The sequence below is a fragment of the Streptomyces sp. NPDC048338 genome (assembly GCF_043201055.1).
Lineage (GTDB): Bacteria > Actinomycetota > Actinomycetes > Streptomycetales > Streptomycetaceae > Streptomyces.
In genome coordinates this window covers 471477-493341 of sequence record NZ_JBICYQ010000004.1, presented here as the reverse complement: position 1 = coordinate 493341, position 21865 = coordinate 471477, and the positions used below count along the sequence as shown (strand labels likewise).

The 21865-nt window shown below is 69.0% G+C and carries 22 protein-coding genes and 2 pseudogenes; 16 read left to right on the top strand and 8 right to left on the bottom strand.

Annotated features, from left to right (window positions below):
- Window positions 1–28: 28 nt before the first annotated feature.
- Both ACGFZF_RS12610 and ACGFZF_RS12605 read right to left on the bottom strand, forming a co-directional pair.
- Window positions 29–2074, bottom strand: coding sequence for a flotillin family protein (locus ACGFZF_RS12610; RefSeq protein WP_266444503.1), 2046 nt, complete (start codon window positions 2072–2074; stop codon window positions 29–31).
- 63 nt (window positions 2075–2137) lie between these two features.
- A complete protein-coding gene (locus ACGFZF_RS12605) occupies window positions 2138–2743 on the bottom strand; it encodes a hypothetical protein (protein ID WP_327382182.1) in 606 nt (201 codons plus the stop codon).
- A gap of 212 nt (window positions 2744–2955) precedes the next feature.
- Here ACGFZF_RS12605 and ACGFZF_RS12600 point away from each other — a divergent pair, with 212 nt between their 5' ends.
- Entirely contained in the window at window positions 2956–4440 is a 1485-nt protein-coding gene (locus tag ACGFZF_RS12600) for an FAD-dependent monooxygenase (RefSeq protein WP_393553659.1), read from the top strand.
- A gap of 34 nt (window positions 4441–4474) precedes the next feature.
- Window positions 4475–5065 carry a TetR/AcrR family transcriptional regulator gene (locus ACGFZF_RS12595; protein WP_266444499.1) on the top strand — a complete coding sequence of 197 codons (591 nt, stop codon included), beginning with the start codon at window positions 4475–4477 and terminating at the stop codon, window positions 5063–5065.
- A 205-nt stretch (window positions 5066–5270) separates the two neighbouring features.
- On the opposite strand, the gene ACGFZF_RS12590 is transcribed toward ACGFZF_RS12595, so the two are convergent.
- Entirely contained in the window at window positions 5271–6332 is a 1062-nt protein-coding gene (locus ACGFZF_RS12590) for a CdaR family transcriptional regulator (protein WP_266444497.1), read from the bottom strand.
- 374 nt (window positions 6333–6706) lie between these two features.
- On the opposite strand from ACGFZF_RS12590, the gene ACGFZF_RS12585 reads away from it, so the two are divergent.
- The 3 genes from ACGFZF_RS12585 to ACGFZF_RS12575 all read left to right on the top strand — a co-directional run bounded on the left by ACGFZF_RS12585 (window position 6707) and on the right by ACGFZF_RS12575 (window position 8122).
- On the top strand, window positions 6707–6958 hold the full coding sequence (locus tag ACGFZF_RS12585) for a hypothetical protein (protein ID WP_266444494.1): 252 nt from the start codon (window positions 6707–6709) through the stop codon (window positions 6956–6958).
- 193 nt (window positions 6959–7151) lie between these two features.
- The gene (locus ACGFZF_RS12580; RefSeq protein WP_371593848.1) at window positions 7152–7616 is read left to right on the top strand and encodes a hypothetical protein; all 465 of its coding nucleotides are present in this window, start codon (window positions 7152–7154) and stop codon (window positions 7614–7616) included.
- Window positions 7613–8122: a hypothetical protein gene (locus tag ACGFZF_RS12575; protein ID WP_393553656.1), complete on the top strand. Its 510-nt coding sequence runs from the start codon at window positions 7613–7615 to the stop codon at window positions 8120–8122. The genes ACGFZF_RS12580 and ACGFZF_RS12575 overlap by 4 nt, the downstream gene beginning before the upstream one ends.
- 282 nt (window positions 8123–8404) lie before the next feature.
- Here ACGFZF_RS12575 and ACGFZF_RS12570 read toward each other — a convergent pair whose 3' ends face one another.
- Window positions 8405–9391 carry a hypothetical protein gene (locus ACGFZF_RS12570; RefSeq protein WP_266444485.1) on the bottom strand — a complete coding sequence of 329 codons (987 nt, stop codon included), beginning with the start codon at window positions 9389–9391 and terminating at the stop codon, window positions 8405–8407.
- A 136-nt stretch (window positions 9392–9527) separates the two neighbouring features.
- Here ACGFZF_RS12570 and ACGFZF_RS12565 point away from each other — a divergent pair, with 136 nt between their 5' ends.
- The 3 genes from ACGFZF_RS12565 (at window position 9528) to ACGFZF_RS12555 (ending at window position 12719) form a co-directional block, all read left to right on the top strand.
- On the top strand, window positions 9528–10355 hold the full coding sequence (locus ACGFZF_RS12565) for a DUF4142 domain-containing protein (protein WP_327265439.1): 828 nt from the start codon (window positions 9528–9530) through the stop codon (window positions 10353–10355).
- A gap of 604 nt (window positions 10356–10959) precedes the next feature.
- Entirely contained in the window at window positions 10960–12225 is a 1266-nt protein-coding gene (locus tag ACGFZF_RS12560) for a molybdopterin-dependent oxidoreductase (RefSeq protein ID WP_393553753.1), read from the top strand.
- Window positions 12222–12719: a hypothetical protein gene (locus ACGFZF_RS12555; RefSeq protein ID WP_266444480.1), complete on the top strand. Its 498-nt coding sequence runs from the start codon at window positions 12222–12224 to the stop codon at window positions 12717–12719. The genes ACGFZF_RS12560 and ACGFZF_RS12555 overlap by 4 nt, the downstream gene beginning before the upstream one ends.
- Here ACGFZF_RS12555 and ACGFZF_RS12550 read toward each other — a convergent pair.
- The gene (locus ACGFZF_RS12550) at window positions 12689–13345 is read right to left on the bottom strand and encodes a bifunctional 2-polyprenyl-6-hydroxyphenol methylase/3-demethylubiquinol 3-O-methyltransferase UbiG (protein WP_252310234.1); all 657 of its coding nucleotides are present in this window, start codon (window positions 13343–13345) and stop codon (window positions 12689–12691) included. The two genes, ACGFZF_RS12555 and ACGFZF_RS12550, sit on opposite strands and share 31 nt — an antisense overlap.
- 473 nt (window positions 13346–13818) lie before the next feature.
- Between ACGFZF_RS12550 and ACGFZF_RS12545 the strand changes: the two genes are divergently transcribed.
- From ACGFZF_RS12545 to ACGFZF_RS12535, 3 genes and pseudogenes are all read left to right on the top strand, one after another.
- Window positions 13819–13998, top strand: coding sequence for a hypothetical protein (locus ACGFZF_RS12545; protein WP_266444477.1), 180 nt, complete (start codon window positions 13819–13821; stop codon window positions 13996–13998).
- Between the two features lie 314 nt (window positions 13999–14312).
- Window positions 14313–15238, top strand: a pseudogene (locus ACGFZF_RS12540) (PucR family transcriptional regulator); the annotation flags it as partial.
- Between the two features lie 477 nt (window positions 15239–15715).
- The gene (locus ACGFZF_RS12535) at window positions 15716–15925 is read left to right on the top strand and encodes a hypothetical protein (RefSeq protein ID WP_266444474.1); all 210 of its coding nucleotides are present in this window, start codon (window positions 15716–15718) and stop codon (window positions 15923–15925) included.
- Between the two features lie 4 nt (window positions 15926–15929).
- Here the strand turns inward: ACGFZF_RS12535 and ACGFZF_RS12530 are convergent, their stop codons facing one another.
- Entirely contained in the window at window positions 15930–16430 is a 501-nt protein-coding gene (locus tag ACGFZF_RS12530; protein ID WP_327266992.1) for a nitroreductase family deazaflavin-dependent oxidoreductase, read from the bottom strand.
- 268 nt (window positions 16431–16698) lie between these two features.
- Here ACGFZF_RS12530 and ACGFZF_RS12525 point away from each other — a divergent pair, with 268 nt between their 5' ends.
- The gene (locus ACGFZF_RS12525; protein ID WP_266445569.1) at window positions 16699–17838 is read left to right on the top strand and encodes a PP2C family protein-serine/threonine phosphatase; all 1140 of its coding nucleotides are present in this window, start codon (window positions 16699–16701) and stop codon (window positions 17836–17838) included.
- Window positions 17839–18045: 207 nt separating this feature from the next.
- Window positions 18046–18294, top strand: coding sequence for a hypothetical protein (locus ACGFZF_RS12520; RefSeq protein WP_266444468.1), 249 nt, complete (start codon window positions 18046–18048; stop codon window positions 18292–18294).
- 40 nt (window positions 18295–18334) lie between these two features.
- On the opposite strand, the gene ACGFZF_RS12515 is transcribed toward ACGFZF_RS12520, so the two are convergent.
- Together ACGFZF_RS12515 and ACGFZF_RS12510 are read right to left on the bottom strand one after the other, a co-directional pair.
- Window positions 18335–18886, bottom strand: coding sequence for a MarR family winged helix-turn-helix transcriptional regulator (locus tag ACGFZF_RS12515; protein WP_266444465.1), 552 nt, complete (start codon window positions 18884–18886; stop codon window positions 18335–18337).
- Window positions 18887–19039: 153 nt separating this feature from the next.
- A pseudogene (locus tag ACGFZF_RS12510) lies at window positions 19040–19221 on the bottom strand (chloride channel protein); the annotation flags it as partial.
- 332 nt (window positions 19222–19553) lie between these two features.
- Between ACGFZF_RS12510 and ectA the strand changes: the two are divergent.
- The 3 genes from ectA to ACGFZF_RS12495 all read left to right on the top strand — a co-directional run bounded on the left by ectA (window position 19554) and on the right by ACGFZF_RS12495 (window position 21838).
- On the top strand, window positions 19554–20039 hold the full coding sequence (gene ectA / locus ACGFZF_RS12505; RefSeq protein ID WP_252310642.1) for a diaminobutyrate acetyltransferase: 486 nt from the start codon (window positions 19554–19556) through the stop codon (window positions 20037–20039).
- 79 nt (window positions 20040–20118) lie between these two features.
- Complete coding sequence (ectB, locus tag ACGFZF_RS12500) at window positions 20119–21387, top strand: diaminobutyrate--2-oxoglutarate transaminase (RefSeq protein WP_371593846.1); 1269 nt, start codon at window positions 20119–20121, stop codon at window positions 21385–21387.
- Between the two features lie 46 nt (window positions 21388–21433).
- On the top strand, window positions 21434–21838 hold the full coding sequence (locus ACGFZF_RS12495; RefSeq protein ID WP_393553651.1) for an ectoine synthase: 405 nt from the start codon (window positions 21434–21436) through the stop codon (window positions 21836–21838).
- Window positions 21839–21865: the final 27 nt, after the last annotated feature.

Sequence of the window (21865 nt, the reverse complement as noted above, 5' to 3'; positions counted from 1 at the left end):
CCGGAACGTGACCGCACCCCCGTGGCGGTCAGCTCTTGGCGGTGCCGTTCAGGCCGGCGAGTGCGGTCACCGGCATGTCGGCCAGGCCCAGCTGCCGGGCCTTGGCCATCAGCTCGTCCAGCTGCCCCGATCCGGTCGGCATGAGCTTCATCAGCAGGGCCGAGACGGTCAGGTTCTGCACGTCGGACGTGGACACCGAGCCCAGTGCCTTCGTGAGGTCTTCCGTGAAGGAGCCGGAGCCGTCCAGCCAGGGCCCGGCCAGGGTCTGGGCGGTCTGGGAGTTGTCCATGAACCCGTCCACGGCCCGGCCCATCGACATCGCTCCGACGATGCGGTCGAAGAACGCCGACTCGCCGCCGATGATGCTGATGTCGGCGCTTTCCAGCCCGGTCGCCAGGACGGTTGCCTGGGCTTCTGCGACCTGGCGCTGCATGTCCAGCCCGGCGAGCCGGATCTCCTTCTCCGCCTCCAGCCGCAGCCGGTACTCCTCGTGGCCGCGCGAGGCCTCGTCGAGCGCGGCCATGGCCGCCGCCTTCTCGGTCAGGCCTTCCGCCTCCGCCTTCAGCTTCTCGCCGATCGCGGTCGCCTCGGCCAGTGCCATCTCGCGGGCGCCGTCGGCCTCCGCCTTCAGCCGCGCCGTCGTGGCCCCGGCCTCGGCCCGGCCGGCCTTCTCGATCGCGTCCGCTTCCTTCTCCCGCACGGCGACCGCGGCCAGGCCCTCGGCGGCGGCCTCCGCCTGGATGCCCTCCGCGAGGCGGATCTTGGCGCGTGCGTCGAGATCGGCGGTCTTGTTGCGGGCCTCGGCGAGGGTGAGTTCCTCGGCCGCCCGGTGCACAGCCGCCTGCTCGGCCGCTTCCGCCGCCTTGATGTCCTTGACCAGCTTCTCCTGGGCCTGCGCCTCGGCGGCGATGACGACGGCCTGCCGCTCCCGCTCGGCCTCCTCCACCGTCCGCAGCCGCTTGATGGACTCCTCCTGCTCGGCGACCGTACGGTCCACCGCGATCCGCTCCCGCACGACCTCGGCGATGTCCCGCTTCTCGGTCTCGACCTCCTTGTCGGCGGCGATCCTTGTCAGCTGCGTCTCCCGCTCCCGCGCGATGACCTCCAGCAGACGGTCCTTCTCGATCCGCTCGTTCTCGATGGCGATGACCCGCTCGCGGTTCTTCTGCGCGACGGCCACCTCGCGAGCCTGGTTCTCGCGCTGGATGCCGAGCTGCTCCTCCGTCTTGAGGAAGGCGCTCTGCGCCCGCAGCCGCTCCTCCTCCACCACTCGCGCGGTCTCCGCTTCCTCCCGCGCCCGCACCGTCTCGATCTCGCGGCGCTGTTTGATCTCCGCGTCCGCCTGGCGGCGCTCCAGCTCCAGGATCGCCTCGCGGGCGTCGACGTTCTGGCGGGTGAGTTCCTTCTGCTCGTGCTGGCGGAACTCGTTGGTACGCACGCTCTCGACGGCCGTCAGCTCGGTGATCTTCCGGATGCCCTGGGCATCCAGGATGTTGCCGGCGTCCAGCTGGGCGAGGGGGGTCTGCTCCAGATAGTCGATCGCCGCATCCTCCAGGCTGTAGCCGTTCAGATCGGTGCCGATGATGTGGATGATCCGGTCGCGCAGTTCGTTGCGCATCGTGTAGAGGTCGGTGAAGTCGAGCTGCTTGCCGACCGTCTTGAGCGCCTCGGAGAACTTCGCGTTGAACAGCTCCTGCAGGGTCGCCTTGTCCGAGGCCCGCTGGGTGCCGATGGCCTGGGCGACCTTGATGACGTCCTCGACGGTCTTGTTGACGCGGACGAAGAACGAGATGCGGATGTCGGCGCGGATGTTGTCCTTGCAGATCAGACCGTCGCGGCCGGTCCGGGAGATCTCGATGGTCTTCACCGAGATGTCCATGATCTCGGCCTTGTGCAGTACGGGCAGCACGACCTGACCGGTGAAGGTCACATCGACCTTCCGCATCTTGGAGACGATCAGGGCCTTGCCCTGCTCGACCTTGCGGAACAACCGGGTCACCACGAGCAGAGCCGCGATCACGAGGACGAGAACGACGATGACGAGCGTGCCAAGGCCCAAAGAGATGGCATCCATGAGGAGTCCCCACGTGAGAAGTCGAAGCTGAGAAGCCCGGGAAGGCTGAGAAAGAGCGGCGGATCAGCCGCGCGGGTCGAGCGCCGCATCGAAGGGCGCGACCCAGAAGAACTCGCCTGCGTCGTCGTACGCGTAAAGCAGCGCGGTGCTGCCGAGCGTGAGCGGGTCGCTGCCGTGCTGGCGTACCTGGACGATCGAAGTGGCGCCGTCCCCTGCCGCGACCTCGGCCTGGCCGAAGACCGCGTCCACCCGCCCCGTGCGGATGACGCAGGTCAGACCGACGAAGTCCAGCCGGGACGGACCGGGTTCGTCGGGAAAGAGCTTGGCCAGGGGCCGTACGACGTGTCGGGTCACGCGCCAGGACAGGAAGACCGAGGCGAACAGCAGTGCGACACCGAGGAAATGGACCAGCGCGCCGGGCCACCCTGTACGGGCAAGGAGCACGGAGCCGGTGAGGCTCGTGAACCAGGCCAGGCCGATCAGCAGCGAGGCCGACACCGTGACGGGCACACCGCCGATGCCGAGAGCACTGCTGCCGGAATCGGCACCGACACCGTCGTGATCCGCGGCCCCGCACAGCACGAGCAGCCAGAACCCGAAGACAACGACCAGGGCGGCTGTGAACGGCACGGTGGGGAAGCCCAGAACGGCCCTGATGAACTCGTCCACGCCTCCCCCTCCCTTCAGGCACCCGGCATCAGGTGCGTGGGCCCGTCCGGCCTCGGCCCATCCTGCCCCGACGGGAGCCCGTCGCACATTGCCGATCACCGGCAGTCTTTACGCCGCTTTGACGCCGATCGCAGGGTGGTGCGGGCGACAGGAGCTGACGTTATTGTCTAACTTAAGTTAGTGACTAACGAAAGATGGCTGTCATGCCCTCGATGACCGTTGTGATCGCCGGTGCCGGGCCGACCGGACTGGCGACGGCCTGCGGACTACGCGCGGCGGGAGTCTGCGTCCGGGTGCTGGACAAGGCGCCTGGACCGGCTCCGACCTCGCGGGCCCTGGGCCTTCAGCCTCGCGGGGCAGAGGTGCTCGACCGTCTCGGGGCGCTCGGCGACCTGCCCGAGCGGTCGGTGCGCATCGCCCACGTCACCACGTACGTGGACGGCAGGCCCCTGGCCAGACTCCCCGTGGGACAGCCCACGAAGCTGGTGACCAGGCCCGGCCTGCTCATGTCCCAGGCCGAGGTCGAGGCCCGGCTCCGGGACCGCCTGGCCGAACTCGGTGTCGAAGTCGAATGGGGCCGCGAGCTGCTGGGGGTGCGCCAAGGCTCGGACCGGGTCGTCCTCCGCCTTGGCGACGCTGAGGAGCGGGCCGACTGGCTGGTGGGGTGCGACGGCGCGCACAGCCGCGTACGCAAGGCCGCCGGGATCGGTTTCCCCGGCGTGCCCGTCGTCGAACGCTTCCTGCTGGCCGATGTCACGGCACGTCTGCCGATCCCCAGGGACACGGTCGCGGTCTGGCTGCGCGGAGACGCGATGCTGGGGGCGTTTCCGCTTCCGGGGGAGAACATGTGGCGCCTGATGGCGCCCGCAGCGGCCGGATCCGCCGCGGACCCGATGGAGACGCTGACGAAGCTGCTCCTGCACGAGGCCGGCATTCCCGGCACCGCCGTGCGCGAGGTCCTCTGGACCTCCACGTTCCGGATTCACCGGCGCCTCGCCTCGTCATACCGCCAGGGCAGGATCCTGCTCGCCGGCGACGCCGCGCACATCCACAGCCCCTTCGGCGGCCAGGGCATGAACACCGGCCTCGGCGATGCGGAGAACCTGGCCTGGAAGCTTGCCCTGGTCGCCTCAGGGCGGTCCGGCGACGGCCTGCTCGAAACCTACGAGGCCGAACGCAAGCCCATCGCACGCGAGGTACTCGCATCCACGACCGCCATGACCGGCGTGGTCCTCGGACAGACCACGTGGGCGCGGGCCTTGCGTGATCACGTCTTCGTCCCCCTGCTCAACCGGCCCGCAGTCCAACGCCGGCTCTGGGAGAAGTCCTCCCAACTGACCCTGACCTACCGCAAAGGCCCGCTCGGTACCGGCCGTCAGCGCCCCGGCTCCGCCCCGCGCCCGGGCGACCGCGTACCCGACCTCGCCTGCACCCGCCAGGACGGCACACCCACCCGCCTGTACGAGGAACTGCGCACGGGCTGGGCCATGCTCACGCCCAGAGCGGCACCCGCGGCCCAGGGAGCCGTCGCCCTGCGGCACCTCGGCGTCGGCGGCCTGACCGCGCTCACCCTGCCGGGAAGCCGACAGCACAGCCTGCTGGTACGACCTGACGCCCACCTGGCCTGGCACGGAACATCGTCGGCCGCCCTGGACAGGGCACTGGCACGCATACTCGGGAACGGCACAATGCAGTGAGCGAGCACCGAGAACGCCCGGAGGCGGCAGGCCCATGAGTACGTCCCCCACGCCGGCTCCCGGACTGCGTGAACGGAAGAAGGCGCAGACCCGCCGGACGATCCAGGAACAGGCGCTGCGCCTGTTCCTGGACCAGGGCTACCAGAACACCACCGTCGAAGAGATCTCGGCCGCGGCCGGAGTCTCCCACATGACGTTCTTCCGGCACTTCCCCACCAAGGAAGCCGTCGTGGAGTCCGACGACTACGACCCGCTGATCGCCCGGCTCATCGAGGAGCGACCGCCTCACGAGGACAGCCTCACCGCCCTCTGCAACGCCCTCAGCCAGGGCCTGGAGACGGTGTACGCCACTGGCAAGGACGCCCTGCTCATCCGCACCAGGCTCATCTTCGAGACACCGGCCCTGCGCGCCCGTACCTGGGACAACCAGTACGCCACGCAGCGGCTGTTCGCCGAGGCTCTCAGGTCACGCAACCCCGCCGAGAGCGACATCTCCACCCGGGTCGTGGCGGCGGCCGCCCTCGGCGCCGTGACAACGGCCCTCGCCGCCTGGGTCCAAAGCGATGGCGCCCTCGACCTCCCCGCCCTGGCCGACGAGGCGTTCCGTGCCTTGCGCCCATCCTGACGGGTACCAGCCCGTGCGGCCGTGCCCCGCGTGCAGCACGGCCCGGCGCTGCCAGGAAGCACCGCACCCACGAGTGCGGCGGTGGCTGCGCCCGCGAGCAGCGCCCCCGCTGGTCGCAGTCGGCGAAGTCATCTACCGACCGGCGCTGCCAGGGTGCCTCGCCCTCCGTACGACCGGGAATGGCCAGCTCGGTCGACGGCCGCTGTCACGCCACCGTATCCGGCCAGCCCAGTAGGCGAGCGCCGATCACCGCGGTCTGCAGGGTGTATCGGTTGTGCGGATCCGCCGGGTCGGCTGCGGTGAGGGTGTGGATGCGCTCCAACCGGTAGGTGAGCGCGCGCACGCTCAGCGAAAGCCGCCGCGCCGCCTCGGTCGCCACGCAGCCGCTGTCGAAGTACGCGGTGAGCGTGTCCAAGAGCGGCTGGGCACCGCCCCGGGCCTGCCGGAGCGGGCCGAGGACACTCTCCACCAGGTCGGCCATGGCCTGCCGGTCCCGGGTCAGGACCGGATAGACCAGCAGGTCGGCCGAGTGCAGCACTGGCCCCTCCAGACCCATCCGCTCCGCGAGATCGAGAGCGTTGAGCGCCTCCTCGTACGCGTGCACGACGCCGCCCGCACCGGAGTGTGACCGGCTTATCGCGACGCGTCCGCCGTCCGTGGCCGCGTACGCCTGCTTGGCGAAATAGGCCAGGACGTCCGGCTGGTCACCGGGAGCCACGCAAATCAGCCTGCCGTCCTTCGTGGTCAGAAGGATCTGCCGGTTGCCGAACCGGGCCAGGACGGTCTCCTCGATCCCGCGGGCCACGGGGTAGCCGTCGCCGTACGGCTCCGACCCCTCGGCCACCGCCACCGCGTGGGCCTGCGAAAGCCGCAGCCCGAACCGCTCGGCCCGCTCCGCCAGCCGGCCCAGGTCACTGCGCCCGTACAGCAGGTCGTCGACGAACTCCCGGCGCGCGGCCTCCTCCTGCCGCACTGCCTGGTGCTGCGCCCTCTCGTACCCCTCGGCGAAAGCGTCCACCGCCTGTTCGACGGCGGCCAGCAGCGGACCCACCGACCCGGACGGCAACCGCGGATGCACCTCCCGCGCTGCCGCCAGATGGTCCCGAATCAGGCCACGCAGCGCCAGTCCCGCGTCCGCCGCCCGGGCACCCTGAGCCCTCCGTGACTCCAACTCGTCGCGGGTGAGCCGACGCCCCGTGGCGCAGGCGTCGAGCAGAATCTCAGCGCACCCCACCACGTGCTCTGTTGGCGCTGCCGCCTCGGCCATGTCGCTCCCCCGATCTCACGCCTGTTGACGCGCCTTTGACGCAGGGACCAGGGTGACACGCGCTGAGCGGGGCGCCGCCATCGGCATCAGGATGACGTAAAAGCTGCCGGTCACCGGCAATGCGCCGCCGCACACGGAACGGGCAGGATCAGATCACGAGAGGAGAGCAACACCGCCCGGATGCCGGATGGCGGAAGCGGGGAGGATCTGGGCTGGTGGCGGATTTCGCACAGTTGATGGCGCGGCACACGGGTGGCGGTCTCAGGTCCACACCCCAAGTGTGCTCGCCAGGACAGGGCTCGCCGGCGACAGCAGAGATATCCGTGCCGAACCCCCTCCAGATCGCTCAACCAGTCGACAAGGGATCCCAGCGAATGCGTTACGACGACGAACCCGTCTTCAGGCGAAGCAAGTGGGGGACGAACCGCTACTACTACAACCCCAACAATCCCATCGGGCTGGCGCTCATCGTGATCACCCTGGTCTTCACCGCCACGATGATGATCCTCATGGTCAACCGGGCCGGCCCCTTCAAACCGGAGACCGCCAACACGCCGTGGAGCCCACCGCCATACACCCACTCCTGGCCGCCGCCTTCCAGCGCTCCGACACCCTGGCCCACATGACCCGCAAAGCAACCGTGAAGAACCGCGCCAGGGAGCCGATCAGCTGCGGTGGCGCCCCGCTCGAGAGGGCCGGCTTCCGCCGTGTACGTGCACCAGAGGCGGCGAGCCTCTGCGCGAAGGGCCAAGCCGAACACCCTCCCAGAGAGGGCGGCCCCATGGAGATCAGCACCTCGCACGACGTCAGGGAGGAGCATTGAAGACCGAGCCCGTGTTCGTACGGCACGAGCGCACCAAACAATACGTGTACAACCCGCGCAGCCGTTTGGGCCGCGCCCTCATCGTCCTCACGCCGATCGTCGCGAGCAGTGTTCTGTACTCGCTGTACAGCAGCTGGCACTGGAGCGAGGGCGAGCTTCGTACGGCCGTCCACCGAGCCGCTGACGTCCTGAACGCCAAACCTCAGTACGCGAGCCCCGAAGCACCCCAGGACTACCTGATCCGCAACGCCATCGAGGAGAGCGGCACGGGACCCGGCCATGGAGTGAGCGTGTACGGGGACGGCCCCGCCGGTTACACGATCTCCACGCAGGACACCGATACGAAGTTCTGCATGCGCCTGCTTCTGACCCCGGTCGACCCCGACAAACCCTTCCCTGCCGCCCTCGAACGCCATCATGTGATCGCGACCGCCACAGAGGGCCCATGCCGACGCCCATGACGTTGAGCACCGCCGACGACCTGGAGGGAGGGCCGTTGAGCGAGGACCCCGTCTTCGCGCGGAGTGCATGGGGGACGAACCGGTATGTATACAACCACCGCAACCCGGTGGGTCTCGCGCTCATCGTCATCGCGCCGATCGTCGCCATCTGCGCGATGATCGGGCTCCGGAACAGCTCCCGGTGGAGCGAGGGCGAACTACGCACGGCCGTTCACCAAGGTGCCGAGGACCTGAACGGGAGCACGCAGTACGTAAGCCCCGACATGCACTTGGGAACCCTGATCAGGGACGCCGTGGAGGACAGCGGTACGGGGCCCGGCCTGGGCCTTGACGTCTCCCAGGCCTTTGTCGAGGACGATGGCCACGGCTACACGATCTCGACCGAGGACACCAACACGAAGTACTGCATACGCGTCACCATGGCCCGAGTCGATCCGAACAGCCGCTTCCCGTTCATCCGCCAGGACCACCACCTCACGGCCAAGGCAAGCGAAGGCTCCTGCTGAGAGGTCTACTCAGGATCGTCCAGGGTGTGGCGTGCGCAAACGTGACCTTGGTTTACCGCTCGGAGCGGACCTGGACAGCGGCCGGATACGTCCTTCTCCTGCTGCTACCAGGGCGAGACACGCGGCCACGACGGAGAGCGCAGCGAGGGCAGCGAAGAGGTAGGGGTACCCGCCGAGTGAGGCCGCGAGAGCCATACTTGCCCAGGAAGCCAGGGCTGCTGCGATGTGGACGGGTACGCCCAGGAGTCCGGAGAGGCCGCCGTAATGGGTGGTGCCCAGCGGTCAGAGCTCGACTTCTCGGTACGCGCTGAGTGCGCTGCGTTCGACTTTGGCGAGCAGTCCCTGCTGGGTCTGTTCATCCATCTTCCGTTCCTGGGCCCACTCACGAGCCATGTCGACACCTTGTGTACGCAGCCGGTCGAAGCGCTCCTCCTGGGAGGCATTTTTCAGATTCTGAAGCCATGCCGCCGTGAGATGGGCGGCCCGGGGGTCCTGAGCGCTCTTGGGGGAGGCCTGTCCGTCCAGCAGGGTGTCCACGACAGCCGTGCGCCACACCCGTACCTGCCTCTTGTCCTTGCCGTGGGTGACCGCGTCGGCGATTCCATCGAGGATGCCGAGTGCTCGTGCGCTCTCCGTCGGTGGAACGCTGAGGCTGTAGTTCGCAGCGTCGGCGGGGACCGCCGCTAGCCGCTGCGCCGTGGTCCGGGTCTCCGTCATGCGCAGCAAGGCGTAGGCCTCGGGGTCCTGCGCGACAGCGCGGACGATGCCCCTGAGGGTGTCGGGAAGGACGGTGAGGTGGTGGGTGCCGTCGGACTGCCACGGCGGGGCCTGGGGTGCGGCCTTGGCCAGGAAGTCGGTGATGCCGATACCGCCGAGCATCTCGTGCAGATCGGGTGCGTAGTCGGCCAGAGCGGTGGCGAGAGGGACACGCAGGGCGGTGTCCAGGGTGAGTTTCGCTGGATCTTCGGAACCGAGGACGACGAGGACGTCCTTCAGCGCCTGGGCCTGAGCCTGGGTGTGACGGCCAGGCGCGTTCCCGGCCGATGCGTTCACTATGGCCTCGGCAAGAGCTGCGCAGCTCGTGCCTGGGCTAACGGCCGCGCCCACTGACTTCTGCACACGTTCGTCCCCGGCCAGGCCATTGCACGGTTCAGCGGCTCCCCTGCCGAGCAGCAGCCATGCCCCGACGCCTCCCAGCAGAGCCAGACATAGCCCGAGCACGATGAATGCCTTGGCTGGTGTCGTGCGGCTGGAAGTCTCCTGTGGCATGGCTGCCTTCCTGTGGGTGTGTCAGTTGGCGGTGTCGGTCAGATACTTGTGCGTTGTGTTGCTTCCTCGGTCGTGACCGTCGAGGATGCAGGATTCGCGCCGAGCAGGGCCGCGAGAAGGGCCGGGATGCTATCCGGTGGCCGCCACCCACCTCCCATTTTTGCGCATCATCGCCAAATCAATTCGTTTGCCTAGAGCAAAGGTTAGCGTGGCCGTGCCCAAAACTTCCGGGCGCCACAGCGCCGGTGCCGGCACCGGCGAACCGTCGTGCACTCCAGGAGGCATGATGAAATCTCATGCACGCAGCACCCGCCCCCCGTCCCGTCGTCGCCGTGGCCGCCTGACAGCCGCGGCAGTCGCCTTCGTGGCGGTCATCGCCACTGCAACCGCATGGCTCGCGCTCAAGAACAGCTCAGCCGACGAGTCGGTCTCCGCTAACCTCCCAACGGCGGCCTCCGGTCTGACAGCGCCTCAGGCGGCCAGCACCGACGCAGTCACCGAACTGGACAAAACCTTCCTCACCAAAGTCCGACAGGCCGGACTGTGGGAGATACCGGCCGGCCGCCTCGCCCAGACCAACGCATCGAGCGAAGCGATCAAACGGGCCGGCTTGCATTTGCTCGAGGGACACAGCAAGCTCGACCAACTGGTTCGCGAGGACTCCCAGGCACTCCAAGTGCCCATCCCCGACCTGGCGACAGCCGAACAGCAAGCTTGGGTTGACCAGTTGCGAAAAGCCCGAGGCAGCGACTTCGACCAACTCTTCGTGGACCTGCTCCGGGCTTCCCACGGCAAGGTGTTCATTACCATCGGCGAGGTCCGCGCATCCACCAAAAACTCCGTGGTACGACGGCTCGCAGCCCAAGCCAACACCACCGTCCAGGACCACATGGATGTACTGGAGGACACCGGCCTCGTCACTGACGCCATCTTGGACGATGTCGCCTCCACCATTCCCAAGTAACGACCACCGCCTGCGCCGAGAGACCTCTCGACTTCCCATCGCGCCTCCGAGCGACGTGCGGGTGCCTCAGTTGTCGATCAATAGTCCCAAGTCGACGGGGTCGGCCTCAAACCCGCCGCGTACGTGGCAGCATCCACGGACAGCAGTGCACGCGCGATCGGCCATCTCAGGTCCTTGCCGACCGACAGTGACCTCCTTGCCCGGTATGACTTTTTTCCTTTCGTTCGGATGCACAGATGGATGGAGCGAACGCCCGAGTCAGTTTTCGGGCCTCGCGCAATGCCGAGATCCCTGCACACTCGCAGGACCATTCGAATGTGCACGAACGAACAGCCCTGGCGTGTCGTCGGTGCGGGGTTAGCTGCGGTGCGGCATGTTCTCTCCGAAGACCGATCTCTCACAGACGAGATGGTCCGGGTCTATGCGGAGGTGCCCGATGGGTGCGAGCGGCGTCGGACACGAGCCGCCGGATGACGTGCCACCCCCGGCTGTCGGAGGGACGAAGGACGCCAATGCACCCGCCACGGCAGGAGCTTCGCCCGGCAAGACTCCGGGGACCGCGCATCCGGACGGCGAGACATCAAGGCCTGGTCCGCTGGCGCGGCTGGGCAAGGCCGTACGTTCGGCTGCGCGGGCGGGGCCGGCCCGTCCGGAGTTCTGGCGCAGCCCGCTGCGCGGTCCGCGGCTGACCTCGCTCTTCGGGCTGGTCCTGTTGTTCGGGATCACGGTGCTCTTCGTGACGGGCCTGCTGTCGTACGCGGCGTACAACCCCGATCTCGCGGCGGTCAACGACCAGACACCGAACAAGGGGTGGCTCGGCTTCTATCTGTTCTCGTGGCCGACTTCCCCGTACTGGCTCTACCGGCTCACCCAGGGCGTCCACGTGACGCTGGGCATCGTCCTCGTGCCCGTCCTGCTGGCGAAGCTGTGGTCGGTCATCCCGAAGCTGTTCGAGCGGCCACCGATCCGCTCGATCAGCCACGCACTCGACCGCCTGTCGCTGCTCCTGCTGGTCGGCGGCGCCGGCTTCGAGTTCGTCACCGGCATCCTCAACATCCAGCTGCACTACATCTTCCCCGGCTCCTTCTACACCCTGCACTTCTACGGGGCCTGGGTGTTCATCGGCGCCTTCGTCGTCCACGTGGCCTTCCGGCTGCCCAGAGCCCTGCGGGCCGTACGGCCGCGACGCGGGGAACCTGCGGCGGGTAGCGAGGAAGCGTTCGGGCTGGTCGCGCCGAGACCCGCGGCGCCGACCATCTCCCGCCGGGGCGCCCTGGCCATGGTGGGGCTCGGTTCGGTGGCGCTGCTGGTGGTCACGGCGGGGCAGAGCATCGGCGGATGGTGGCGGCGGACCGCGCTGCTGGCCCCTCACGGCCGGGACCCGGGTTCGGGCCCGAACGGGTTCCAGATCAACAAGACCGCTGCCTCGGTCGGCATCCGGCCCAGCGACGTCGGCCCCGCGTGGCGGCTGACCGTACGCGGCCCGGGGCGTCAGGTCGACCTGACGTACGAGCAGCTCCTCGCGATGACCCAGCACGAGTCGGCCCTGCCCATCGCCTGCGTGGAGGGCTGGTCCACCACCGACCAGCGGTGGGGCGGGGTCCGGCTCACCGATCTGGCCGCACTCGTCGGGATGGGTGTGAACACGCCCGAGGTCCTCGTCGAGTCGGTGCAGCGTGGCGGCTCGTTCCGCTCGGCCGTGCTCAGCGACCACCAGGTCCGTGACAGCCGCTCATTGCTGGCCGTCCGCGTCAACGGGGCGATCCTCTCCGCCGACCACGGCTACCCGGCGCGGGCCATCGTCGCGGGGGCTCCGGGGGTCCACAACACCAAATGGGTCACCCGCCTCACCTTCGGAGAGCCCGCATGAGTGCCCCGACCGCGTTCCGGCGCCGCTACGGCGCCTCCCCCCTGCACCTGCTCCTCGTCCTCGTCTCCTTCGCCCTCGCGCTCTACGCCGGTCTGCGTCTGTTCGAGGGGGACGCGGTCGGCGTGGCCGTGTGGTTCGTCGGGGCGGCCCTCCTGCACGATCTCGTACTCCTCCCCCTGTACTCGCTGACCGACCGGGCCGTACAGGCCCTGTTCACCCCGAGCCCCGACGACGGTCGGCCCGCGCGGCGGGTAAGCGTGAACTACGTCCGCGTACCCGCGTTCGTCTCCGGCGTCCTGCTGCTGGTCTGGTGGCCGCTGGTCTTCCGCCAGGTCGGCCACTACACCGCCGCGACCGCCCTCCCCGCGGACGGCTTCCTGGCCAGGTGGCTGCTGATCACCGCGGCGCTGTTCGCGGCCTCGGCCGCGGTCCTGTTCGTACGGACCTGGCGCTGGAGCCGGGCTCAGCGGCAGGCGCGCAGCGCGACGAAGTGACGGCCTCCGGAACTCTTCCAGCGCTCGGCCTCGGCCCATCCCGAAGAGGCAGCGTGTCGGCTCAGCGCCGCAGTGCCGACCGTGGCCCACGGGAAGACGCTGCTCACGGGCCGGCTTCCTGCATGAATGCGGACGCGGCGACGTTCGTCCACGTCCCCGGCAGCGGTCTCCACCAGGAGGATGCCTTCCTCGCGCACAAGGTCCCGGACCCGGCGCAGCAGCCGCTGCGGGTCACCGCCGATACCGATGTTCCCGTCGATCAGCAGCGCCGTCCCCCACCGGCCCTCGTCGGGGAGGGGTTCGAAGACTGACCGGCTCAGGGCGGAGCCACCCCGGCGCACGGTCGTGATCACGGCGGATGGACAGACATCGATGCCGAGGACGTGGTGACCCCGTCCCGCCAGTGCCTCGACCAGCCGGCCAGCACCGCACCCGATGTCCAGCACCCGGCCGACGCACCGCTGCAGCACCGTGGCGTCGCCCGCATCCGCCTGGGCGGACCACCGCTCCAGGTCCAGTGAGAGGCACCAGCCCTGCGCGTCGCACAGGGACAGGGCTCGCTGCGGAGTCTGGAGCGCCCGCGCGTAGGAGCCGCTGCTCCAGGCGCGGTGTTCGTGAGCGGTCATACCCCATGTCTCGCCGCACGCCGTGCCGGTGGTGCGCTCGGGACTGCGGATTCCCCCGGACGGCCCCTCACCGCGAACCGCCGGGTATGCGCGGCCGGCCCGGGCTCGGCCGGCCATCTGGCCAGGCATTCCAGGGCAGGGTCTTCACTGTCAGCGCAGCCTCGACAGCCATTTCCACTGGGACGGACGGTCGTGCTCCAGGCCCGCATCATGCCCACGCCCGGTTCGCACCGCGGGCTCCGTCTCCGTCCTCGCCGACAACGGAGACCTCGTGGCGGGCGACCTCGTGGCCAACTCCTTCATAGGCCTCAATCCCCGGCAAACCGGCGAACCGACTCCGCGAAGCTCCACGTCGGCCACGGCGTCCCGCTCGACCCGGAATGCGTACGACGCTGGACGGAACGGGAGCAACGATGCCTGTCCGGCCGGGCAGCTCATGGCCGCCCCTGTTCCTCCCTGCCAGGAGACGCGCCATGCCCCGACCCTCCCCCACCGGGTCGGTGGTGTCGCCTCTGGGTGCATTCGGAACAATCCTGGCCGCAGCAGGCACGTTCCTGTACTTGCACCCCGGCCCCGGCCTGCTGCCGCCCGCCCTGGGCGCACTCGTCCTGGCGGTCTCGGTCGCGGTCTGGCTCTTCTCCCGGCAGCACTGACCTCTTAGGGCCCTTCGGCGACCTGAGCGCCAGCCTCGAAGAAGGCCCACGCACTACCGCCCGGATACCGCCCCCCATTTCCATGGTTCGGCATCCGGGCGGTAGTGCGTTCCCCCGTGCCCTGATCCTGCCGCGTTCCGCGCCCACACACACTGCCGGTGACCGGCAGTCTTTACGCGCTCCTGATGCCGGTGACGGAAGCGCTCGCGGAACGTGACACTCCGGTGCCCGCGTCAAGGAAGCGTCATGGGCGCGTCAGGACTGGGGGAAGTGCGTGACGTACCGAACGGCACGCGCGGAAGGGGAGCATGCCGTCCGGCCTCCCATTGCGCGGCCTGATACGCAATCACTTGGCGGCGGTGCAGACAGTACGGCCCGTTCCCTCGTCGCCCGGTGGACTGCTTGCGGTGGTGGAACAGGCCGTGGACGCCTTCGTCGAGGGCTACGAGCGCGCCCAGCAACAGGCCATCCGTCAAGAAGAGGCCGCGCGCCGCGAGTTCGTCGACGACCTCCTGTACGTGCGCAGTGATCTCGGCCGCCTCTCTGAACGGGCCGAGCACTTCGGCCTTCGTCTTTCTCAGGCCCATGCGGTGGCCGTAGCTGTCGGCCCCGAGCCGTAGGGCGACGGTTTCCGGGTGGCCCGGGGCATCGAGACGGCGGTCCTGGCCCGCTTCCCGGGCCGACGGATCCTTCTGGCCACCAAGGGGGGCCGGCTGATCTGCGTGGCCCCCGGGGACCAACCCGACGTACTGGCCTTCTTCGCCAAGCAGGCGTACGCGGCCACCGACGGCGGCAAGGTCGCCATCGGTGGCTCCCACCCCGGCGCCGGAGGAGTCGTCCACTCCTACGAGGAAGCCCTCGGCGCCCTCGACCTCGCCGAGCGGACGGGCTTCGACGGGCCCGTGCTGCACGCCGTCGACCTGCTCGTCTACCCCGTCCTGACCCGCGACCGGCAAGCCACGGCCGACCTGGTGGAGACCACGCTCGGTCCGCTGCGAACGGCGCGGGGCGGGGCGGCGCCCAACCCCTCATCGATACGCTCACCGCCTACTTCGACAGCGGATGCGTGGCCACCGAGGCCGCGCGCCGCCTGTCGCTGAGCGTGCGGGCGCTGACCTACCGGCTGGAGCGCATCCGGAGCCTCACCGGGGCCGATCCTGCCGATCCGTCCAACCGCTACGCCCTCCGGACCGCGGTGATCGGCGCCCGCCTGCTCGGCTGGCCCACAGCCGCGGGCTGAACTGCGGCGTAGCGCAGCCAGCGTGGGGAGCGGATACGGCGACGGATGCCGCGATCACTACGAGTGCGTACTTGTCTGGTCCTGCCGGTGTCCGGCATTCACAACGTGGCGCGTCGCCATCTAGTCTGGGCGGGTACCGGAGAGGCCCCAATGAACGGAAACCCGGCGTACCACGCCCTCGCGCTGCTCGCCTCGACCCTGCTCCTGCTCCCGTTTCCGGTGGCGATCTTCGCTGGCTGGGTCCCTCCCCGTCTCGGCGACCGTTCGACCGCTCTGCCGTACGCGTGGGCAACACTCTTCCTGTACGCCCTGGTGCCACTCAACGCGCTCCCCCGCATGATGAACGCGCCGGCAACGGTCGTGATGGTCTGTACCGCAGCCGCACCGCTGTTCAGCCTCGCGGCCGTAGCCTGTCTCATGCGGTCGTACAGGTGTGCACGGCGCGCCACCTCTTCCCGGACAGAAAGCTGACCACCCATGCCGGATGTGAATGTCCTCGCCTGGTTCCGCAGGAACGTCACCGAGTTCCGCATGGCCGTCACAGCTGTCGGTATCGGTTTCGTGTTCACGGTGGCCGCCGTCGTCCTGTACGCCCTCCCCGCCCGCGGCTTCCCGGAGCTGGCGATCGGCTTGTCCTTCCTCACGACCGGCCTGGTCATGCTGGGCTCGGGTTCCCTGAAGCGCTGAGCTCTCAGCGCCAGCAGCGGGGCGGCACCTCGTCCAGACGCACGAACGGGATCCTGCGTCCGGCTTCCCGGAAGAGGTCCGTTCCGTCCGCCGGATTGTCCAGGCCGAGGTAGCGGCATAGTGCGCGTGCGGCTCGCGGGTGCCGGGCGGCGTATGCGGCCATCACGTCGGCACCTTCCTCTGCGGTCAGGAAGTGGGCATTGACTGGGTAGAACGTCCGCCCGACCTGGATGGTCACCTTGGGGATGTGGCGCAGGTTCCTGTACCACTGCGCGGCGGTCCCGAACCCCGAGGCCACCGTCCAGCTTCCCCGGAGCCCATCGTGGGCCACCACTTCCAGGCACACCTCGCGGGTCTGGCCGGACAGCCGTCCTGTGTGCTGGAGGATGAGCATCCTTTTGCCGAAAACCGGGCCGAGGCCGATCCGGTAGAAGGCGATCGGGAGCCGGGCGACGACGCGGCGCCAGCCTGTGGGTGGCTCGGGGCGGGAACGGCGGCGCGCCATCAGCACATGGCCCCCGAGTTCCGCATCGCCCTGAGGAATACAGCGGGTGGGTAGCGGTGGCATAGCGATGTGGTTCGCCGGGCAAACTTTTGCATAGTCTAAACGTGACACGTGGCGGAGCACGCATCAACCGCCCTGCCCGTGTCGATCGAAATGGACGGGTGCCGCGTTCGCCGCGCCGACGAGGAGCCGGGAGTACGACGTGGATGTCCATCGTTCCGGGAGTGTCCCGGTGAAACCCGCGCTGCTCGCGATCCCCTTCGTGGTGATGGCCCTCGTCGCAGCTGCCGACGTCACCGCGGGACCGGGCGTCGGCCTGCTGCCCCTCGTGTCGCTTGGGCCGGCCTTCGCCGGTCTGGCGGGCAGCTGGCGCCGTACCGCCACCATCGGGGCCGCGGCGATGGCCCTCTGCTGCGCGCTCGGGCTCTACGACGGTCTGTTCCCGAACCGCCGCGGGTACACCGCCCTGGTAGCGGTGGCAGGGGTGACCGTCGCCGGGGTTGCCGCCGCGGTGGTGCGCACCCGCCAGGAACGAGAGCTGGCAAGCGTCCGTACGATCGCGGAGGCCGCGCAGCGGGTTCTGCTGAGACCGGTGCCGCGCAGCGCCGGGCACCTGCGCGCCGCGGTCTCCTACACCTCGGCCGTCGCCGAGGCACGGATCGGCGGGGACCTCTACGAGGTCGTACCAGTGCCCGGAGGCGTGCGGGTGATCATCGGGGATGTCCAGGGCAAGGGTCTGGAGGCAGTCGAGACGGCCGCCACCGTGCTCGGCGCCTTCCGGGAAGCCGCACACGACGAACCCCGACTGAGCGGCGTAGGCGCCAGGGTGGAGCGTGCCGTCCAGCGCTCCCTGGAGGGCGAAGGGGACGGCGAGAAGTTCGTCACGGCCTTGCTGGCCGAAATCACGGAAGGGGGCGATGTCGCGTTCCTCAACTATGGTCACGCGCCCGCCATGCTCGTCCGGCCGGGGAGCCCCGCAGCCTTTCCGGAGCCCCCTCAGCACGCCCCACCGCTGGGCCTGATCTGGACCGCCTCCGACTCCCCCGAGCCCTACAGCGTCGGTTTCGGCCCCGGAGACCAGCTGCTCCTCTACACGGACGGCGTCTCGGAGGCCAGGAATTCCCTTGGCGCCTTCTACCCCTTGGGGGAGCAGAGCGGCCTGCTGTCGGACCCCGACCCCCAGCGCGCGCTTGATGCGCTGCGCGAGGATGTGGTGGCGTATGTCGGTGGACCTCTGCACGACGACGCGGCGATGCTGCTGCTGCGCTGCCGGCAGGAAGACGGCGAACCGCCGCGCCATGCGAGCGCGTCACAGGACCCAGTCCGAGCACCCTCGCCAGGGACGTCAACGGTGCGCCTGCCCGAGCAGCGCCGTCCCAGCGACGAAGGCGACGATCAGGGCAGGTGAGAGCCAGAGCCACCCCGGCCCTGGCCTCGGCGCTGCGAGGCCATCCCAACCTCCGGTCCGATGGCCGTACCGAGGTGGCTGACTACGCTGGACCGCGCCGTGGACCACCCTGTTAACGTCAACACCCCTCCTGCTTCTTGGCGCGCGGCCTGGTCGTACGAGGTACTCCGAGAGCAGAGGAGGTGAACGGCCGTCGGTACGGCACTCTTGTGCGCCGCCCTCGCGGTGGCCGTGCTGGCGCTCCGTGGCGCCGTCACCGATCTCAAAGCAGGCGAGCGCAGCCGTTCACACCGCCCGCGGCACACGATCCGGCTCGCGGCCACGGCCGTCGCCGTCACCGCCGTCATGCTCGCCCTGCTCAGCCGACTGGCGGGCTCGGGGCTCTGGCCCGTGGGAATCCTGCTCGGCTTTGCCCTGGCGGCCGGTCTGGCCGCGGGAGTGATCCGCCGCCCTTGACGCAGGATCCGGCGGCCAGAGCCGGTCCCCGAGCCGCCGCCTACCCGTCGCTCCGGCGCTGCACCGGTTCGCTCCACCCCAGAGGAAAGAGCGAGCCATCCCCATCGCGTACGGTGGGCTCCCCGCCGGCGGCGTTGAACGCGGTGAGCGCGTCGACCAGGGCGGCTCGCTGGCCATGATCGATGCGGGCGGCGATGGCCGCGATCTCTTCCCTGCGCCGGGCCGTGACCTCTTCCACCAGCCGCAGACCGCCCGGCGTCACTGTCAGTATCGTCTCGCGGCGGTTCTCGGGGTTGGGCCGCCTGTCGGCCAGTCCAGCCGCGATCAGGCGGTCGACCATGCGCATCGCCGTCGAGGGGTTGACCCCCAGGGCTTCGGCGAGCACCACCAGCTTCGCCGCGCCCCGGGTGGCCAGCACCACCAGCATGCGGAACTGCGCGAGCGTGACCTTGTCCTCGGCCGCCGCGAGCGAGCGGGCGGAGACTGCCACGAGGAGCCGGGAGGCCGTCAGGAGGGCGCGGGTCACGTCGTCGACGTCGGCCGCGTCATCCACACGCGGTGGGGACGCATCGGCGTGCGGTAGTTCGGTCATACCTCTTTCTACCGCTTGGGCTCTCCCCCGTGCCTACCCGGCCCCGCCCCGCTCGGCGAATCGGGGTGGAGAGCCCGCTGGGCGCTCTGACGGGTGAGCCACCCGACCAGGTGCCCGTCTTCGGGGTCGAGGACCGGAAGGCCCGTTCCCGGAGATGGCGAGCATCAGCGGCAGGTGATCGAGTACTCACCCGTGAGCTCGAAGAGGATCACCACGGCCGTGATGGGGGCGCGGGAAGCGCCCGCGAACACGGCCCCCATCCCCACCAGCGCGTAGGCCCCGGCGTTCCCCGCGGTCCCTGGGAGCAGGTGTTGACCCTCGCCGTATGCCGCACCTCTAACCATCCAGTCAGCGACGAAACCCTCAGGCCGCCGACAAACGCATAACGTTCAGGTGGAAAATGTGGCACAGAGCAAAGACGTTATATTGTCGTTACAAAATCGCAGGTCGGGTGGAAATATCTGGATTCTTCATGCGGATATGACCTCACGGTCCACACCTCTGCACCCCCGAAAGGTGCGCTCTAATATCACAATCAAACCATCTGACATACCCCCTAGGCCCATGCGATTTACTCCATCCCTGGGTAACTTCGGCCCGCATGACTGCTCATGCAGAACTGGCCCGTTACAGAAAGCACCTCCCGACCGCTCCGACCCCCTTCACGATGCGCATCGACCGCCCCCGCCCCGGGGACGGCCCACTGCTCTGGCGCCTCGCGCGCGATTCCGGGACGCTCGACCTCAACTCGGCGTACAGCTATCTCCTCTGGTGCCGTGACTTCGCCGGCACGTCCGCCGTGGCCCGTGACCCCTCCGGGCGAACCGTCGGGTTCGTCAGCGGGTACCTCCGGCCCGAAGCTCCCGGAACACTGCTCGTCTGGCAGATCGCCGTCGACGAATCCATCCGCGGCCTGGGAGTCGCGGGGACGCTGCTCGACAGCCTCACCACCCGCGTGGCGGCGGAACACGGACTGGACCACCTGGAAGCCACCGTCTCGCCCGGGAACCGTGCTTCGGAGCGGCTGTTCGCCTCGTACGCCGAACGGCACGGCGCCACTCTCACACGCGAAGTGCTCTTCAGGACGGACGAGTTCCCCGAGAGCGGGCACGACGCCGAGGTCCTCCACCGCATCGGGCCGCTCCACTTCTGACACCGCTCCCTTCGACAAGTGCCCCGGGCCGATGCCACCGGCCGCCGCAAGACCACCGAACACCCACTGGAGAATCGCCTTGACCATGACCGAGCCGGTCCTGTCCGTCTTCGAGACCGTGGAGTCCGAGGTGCGCAGCTACTGCCGCGCCTGGCCCGTCGTCTTCGAGCGCGCCACGGGAAGCCGGCTGTACGACGAACACGGCCACAGCTACCTGGACTTCTTCGCGGGCGCCGGATCCCTGAACTACGGCCACAACAACCCCGTCCTCAAGCGGGCCCTCCTCGACTACCTCGAGCGGGACGGCATCACCCACGCCCTGGACATGTCGACGACCGCCAAGCGAACCTTCCTGGAGACCTTCCGGTCCACCGTCCTGGAACCGCGCGCCCTCCCCTACAAAGTCATGTTCCCGGGGCCCACCGGCACCAACGCCGTCGAGGCCGCCCTGAAGCTGGCCCGCAAGGCCAAGGGCCGCGAGGCCGTCGTGTCCTTCACCAACGCCTTCCACGGCATGTCGCTCGGCTCTCTCGCCGTCACGGGCAACGCCTTCAAACGGGCCGGCGCCGGCATTCCCCTGGTCCACAGCACTCCCATGCCCTTCGACCAGTACCTCGGCAGCCAAACCCCCGACTTCCTCTGGTTCGAGCGCCTGCTGGAGGACCAGGGCTCCGGCCTCAACCACCCGGCGGCGGTCATCGTCGAGACGATCCAGGGCGAGGGGGGCATCAACGTGGCCCGGGCGGAATGGCTCCGCGCCCTCGCGGATCTGTGCAGGCGCCGCGACATGCTCCTGATCGTCGACGACGTCCAGATGGGCTGCGGCCGGACCGGCGACTTCTTCTCATTCGAGGAGGCGGGCATCACGCCCGACATCGTCACGCTGTCCAAGTCGATCAGCGGGTACGGACTGCCCATGGCACTGTGCCTGTTCAAGCCCGAACTCGACCTGTGGGAGCCCGGCGAGCACAACGGCACCTTCCGCGGCAACAACCCGGCCTTCGTCACCGCGACCGCGGCCCTGGAGACGTACTGGGGCGACGGAGTCCTGCGCGAGCGAACCCTCGTCCAAGGCGGCCACGTCGAAAGCGCGCTGCGCGAACTGTGTGCCGAACACGGTTGGCTGGGGGCGACCTACCGCGGTCGCGGAATGGTGTGGGGCATCGAGTTCACCCACACGGAACGCGCCGCGGCAGTGTGCCGCAGGGCCTTCGAGCACGGTCTCCTCATCGAGACCTCGGGCCCCGAGGGCGAGGTGGTGAAGCTGCTCCCGCCCCTCACCATCACCACCGACGAACTCGACGAGGGCCTGGACATCTTGGCCCGCTCCGTCCGCGATACCGCCTGACCAGCACCCCCGTACAACGTACGCACGCACCACGAAGGGCACCACCATGATCGTCCGCTCGTTCCGGGACATCGAGGGAACCGACCGCCACGTCAGGGCCGCGTCCGGCACCTGGGAGAGCAAGCGCATCGTCCTGGCCAAGGAACGCGTCGGCTTCTCGCTGCACGAGACCGTCCTGTACGCCGGCACCGAAACATCCATGTGGTATGCGAACCACGTGGAGGCCGTGGTCTGCACGGAGGGCGAGGCCGAACTCAAGGACGAGGAGACGGGCCTGATCTACACCATCACGCCGGGAACCATGTACCTCCTCGACGGCCACGAGCGGCACACCCTGCGCGTGACGCGCGAATTCCGCTGCCTGTGCGTCTTCAACCCGCCGGTGACCGGCCGGGAGGACCACGACGAGAACGGCGTGTACCCGCCGCTCACCGAATCCGACGACAGCTGAGAGCGAAGAGAGGAGAGGCAGGCACCA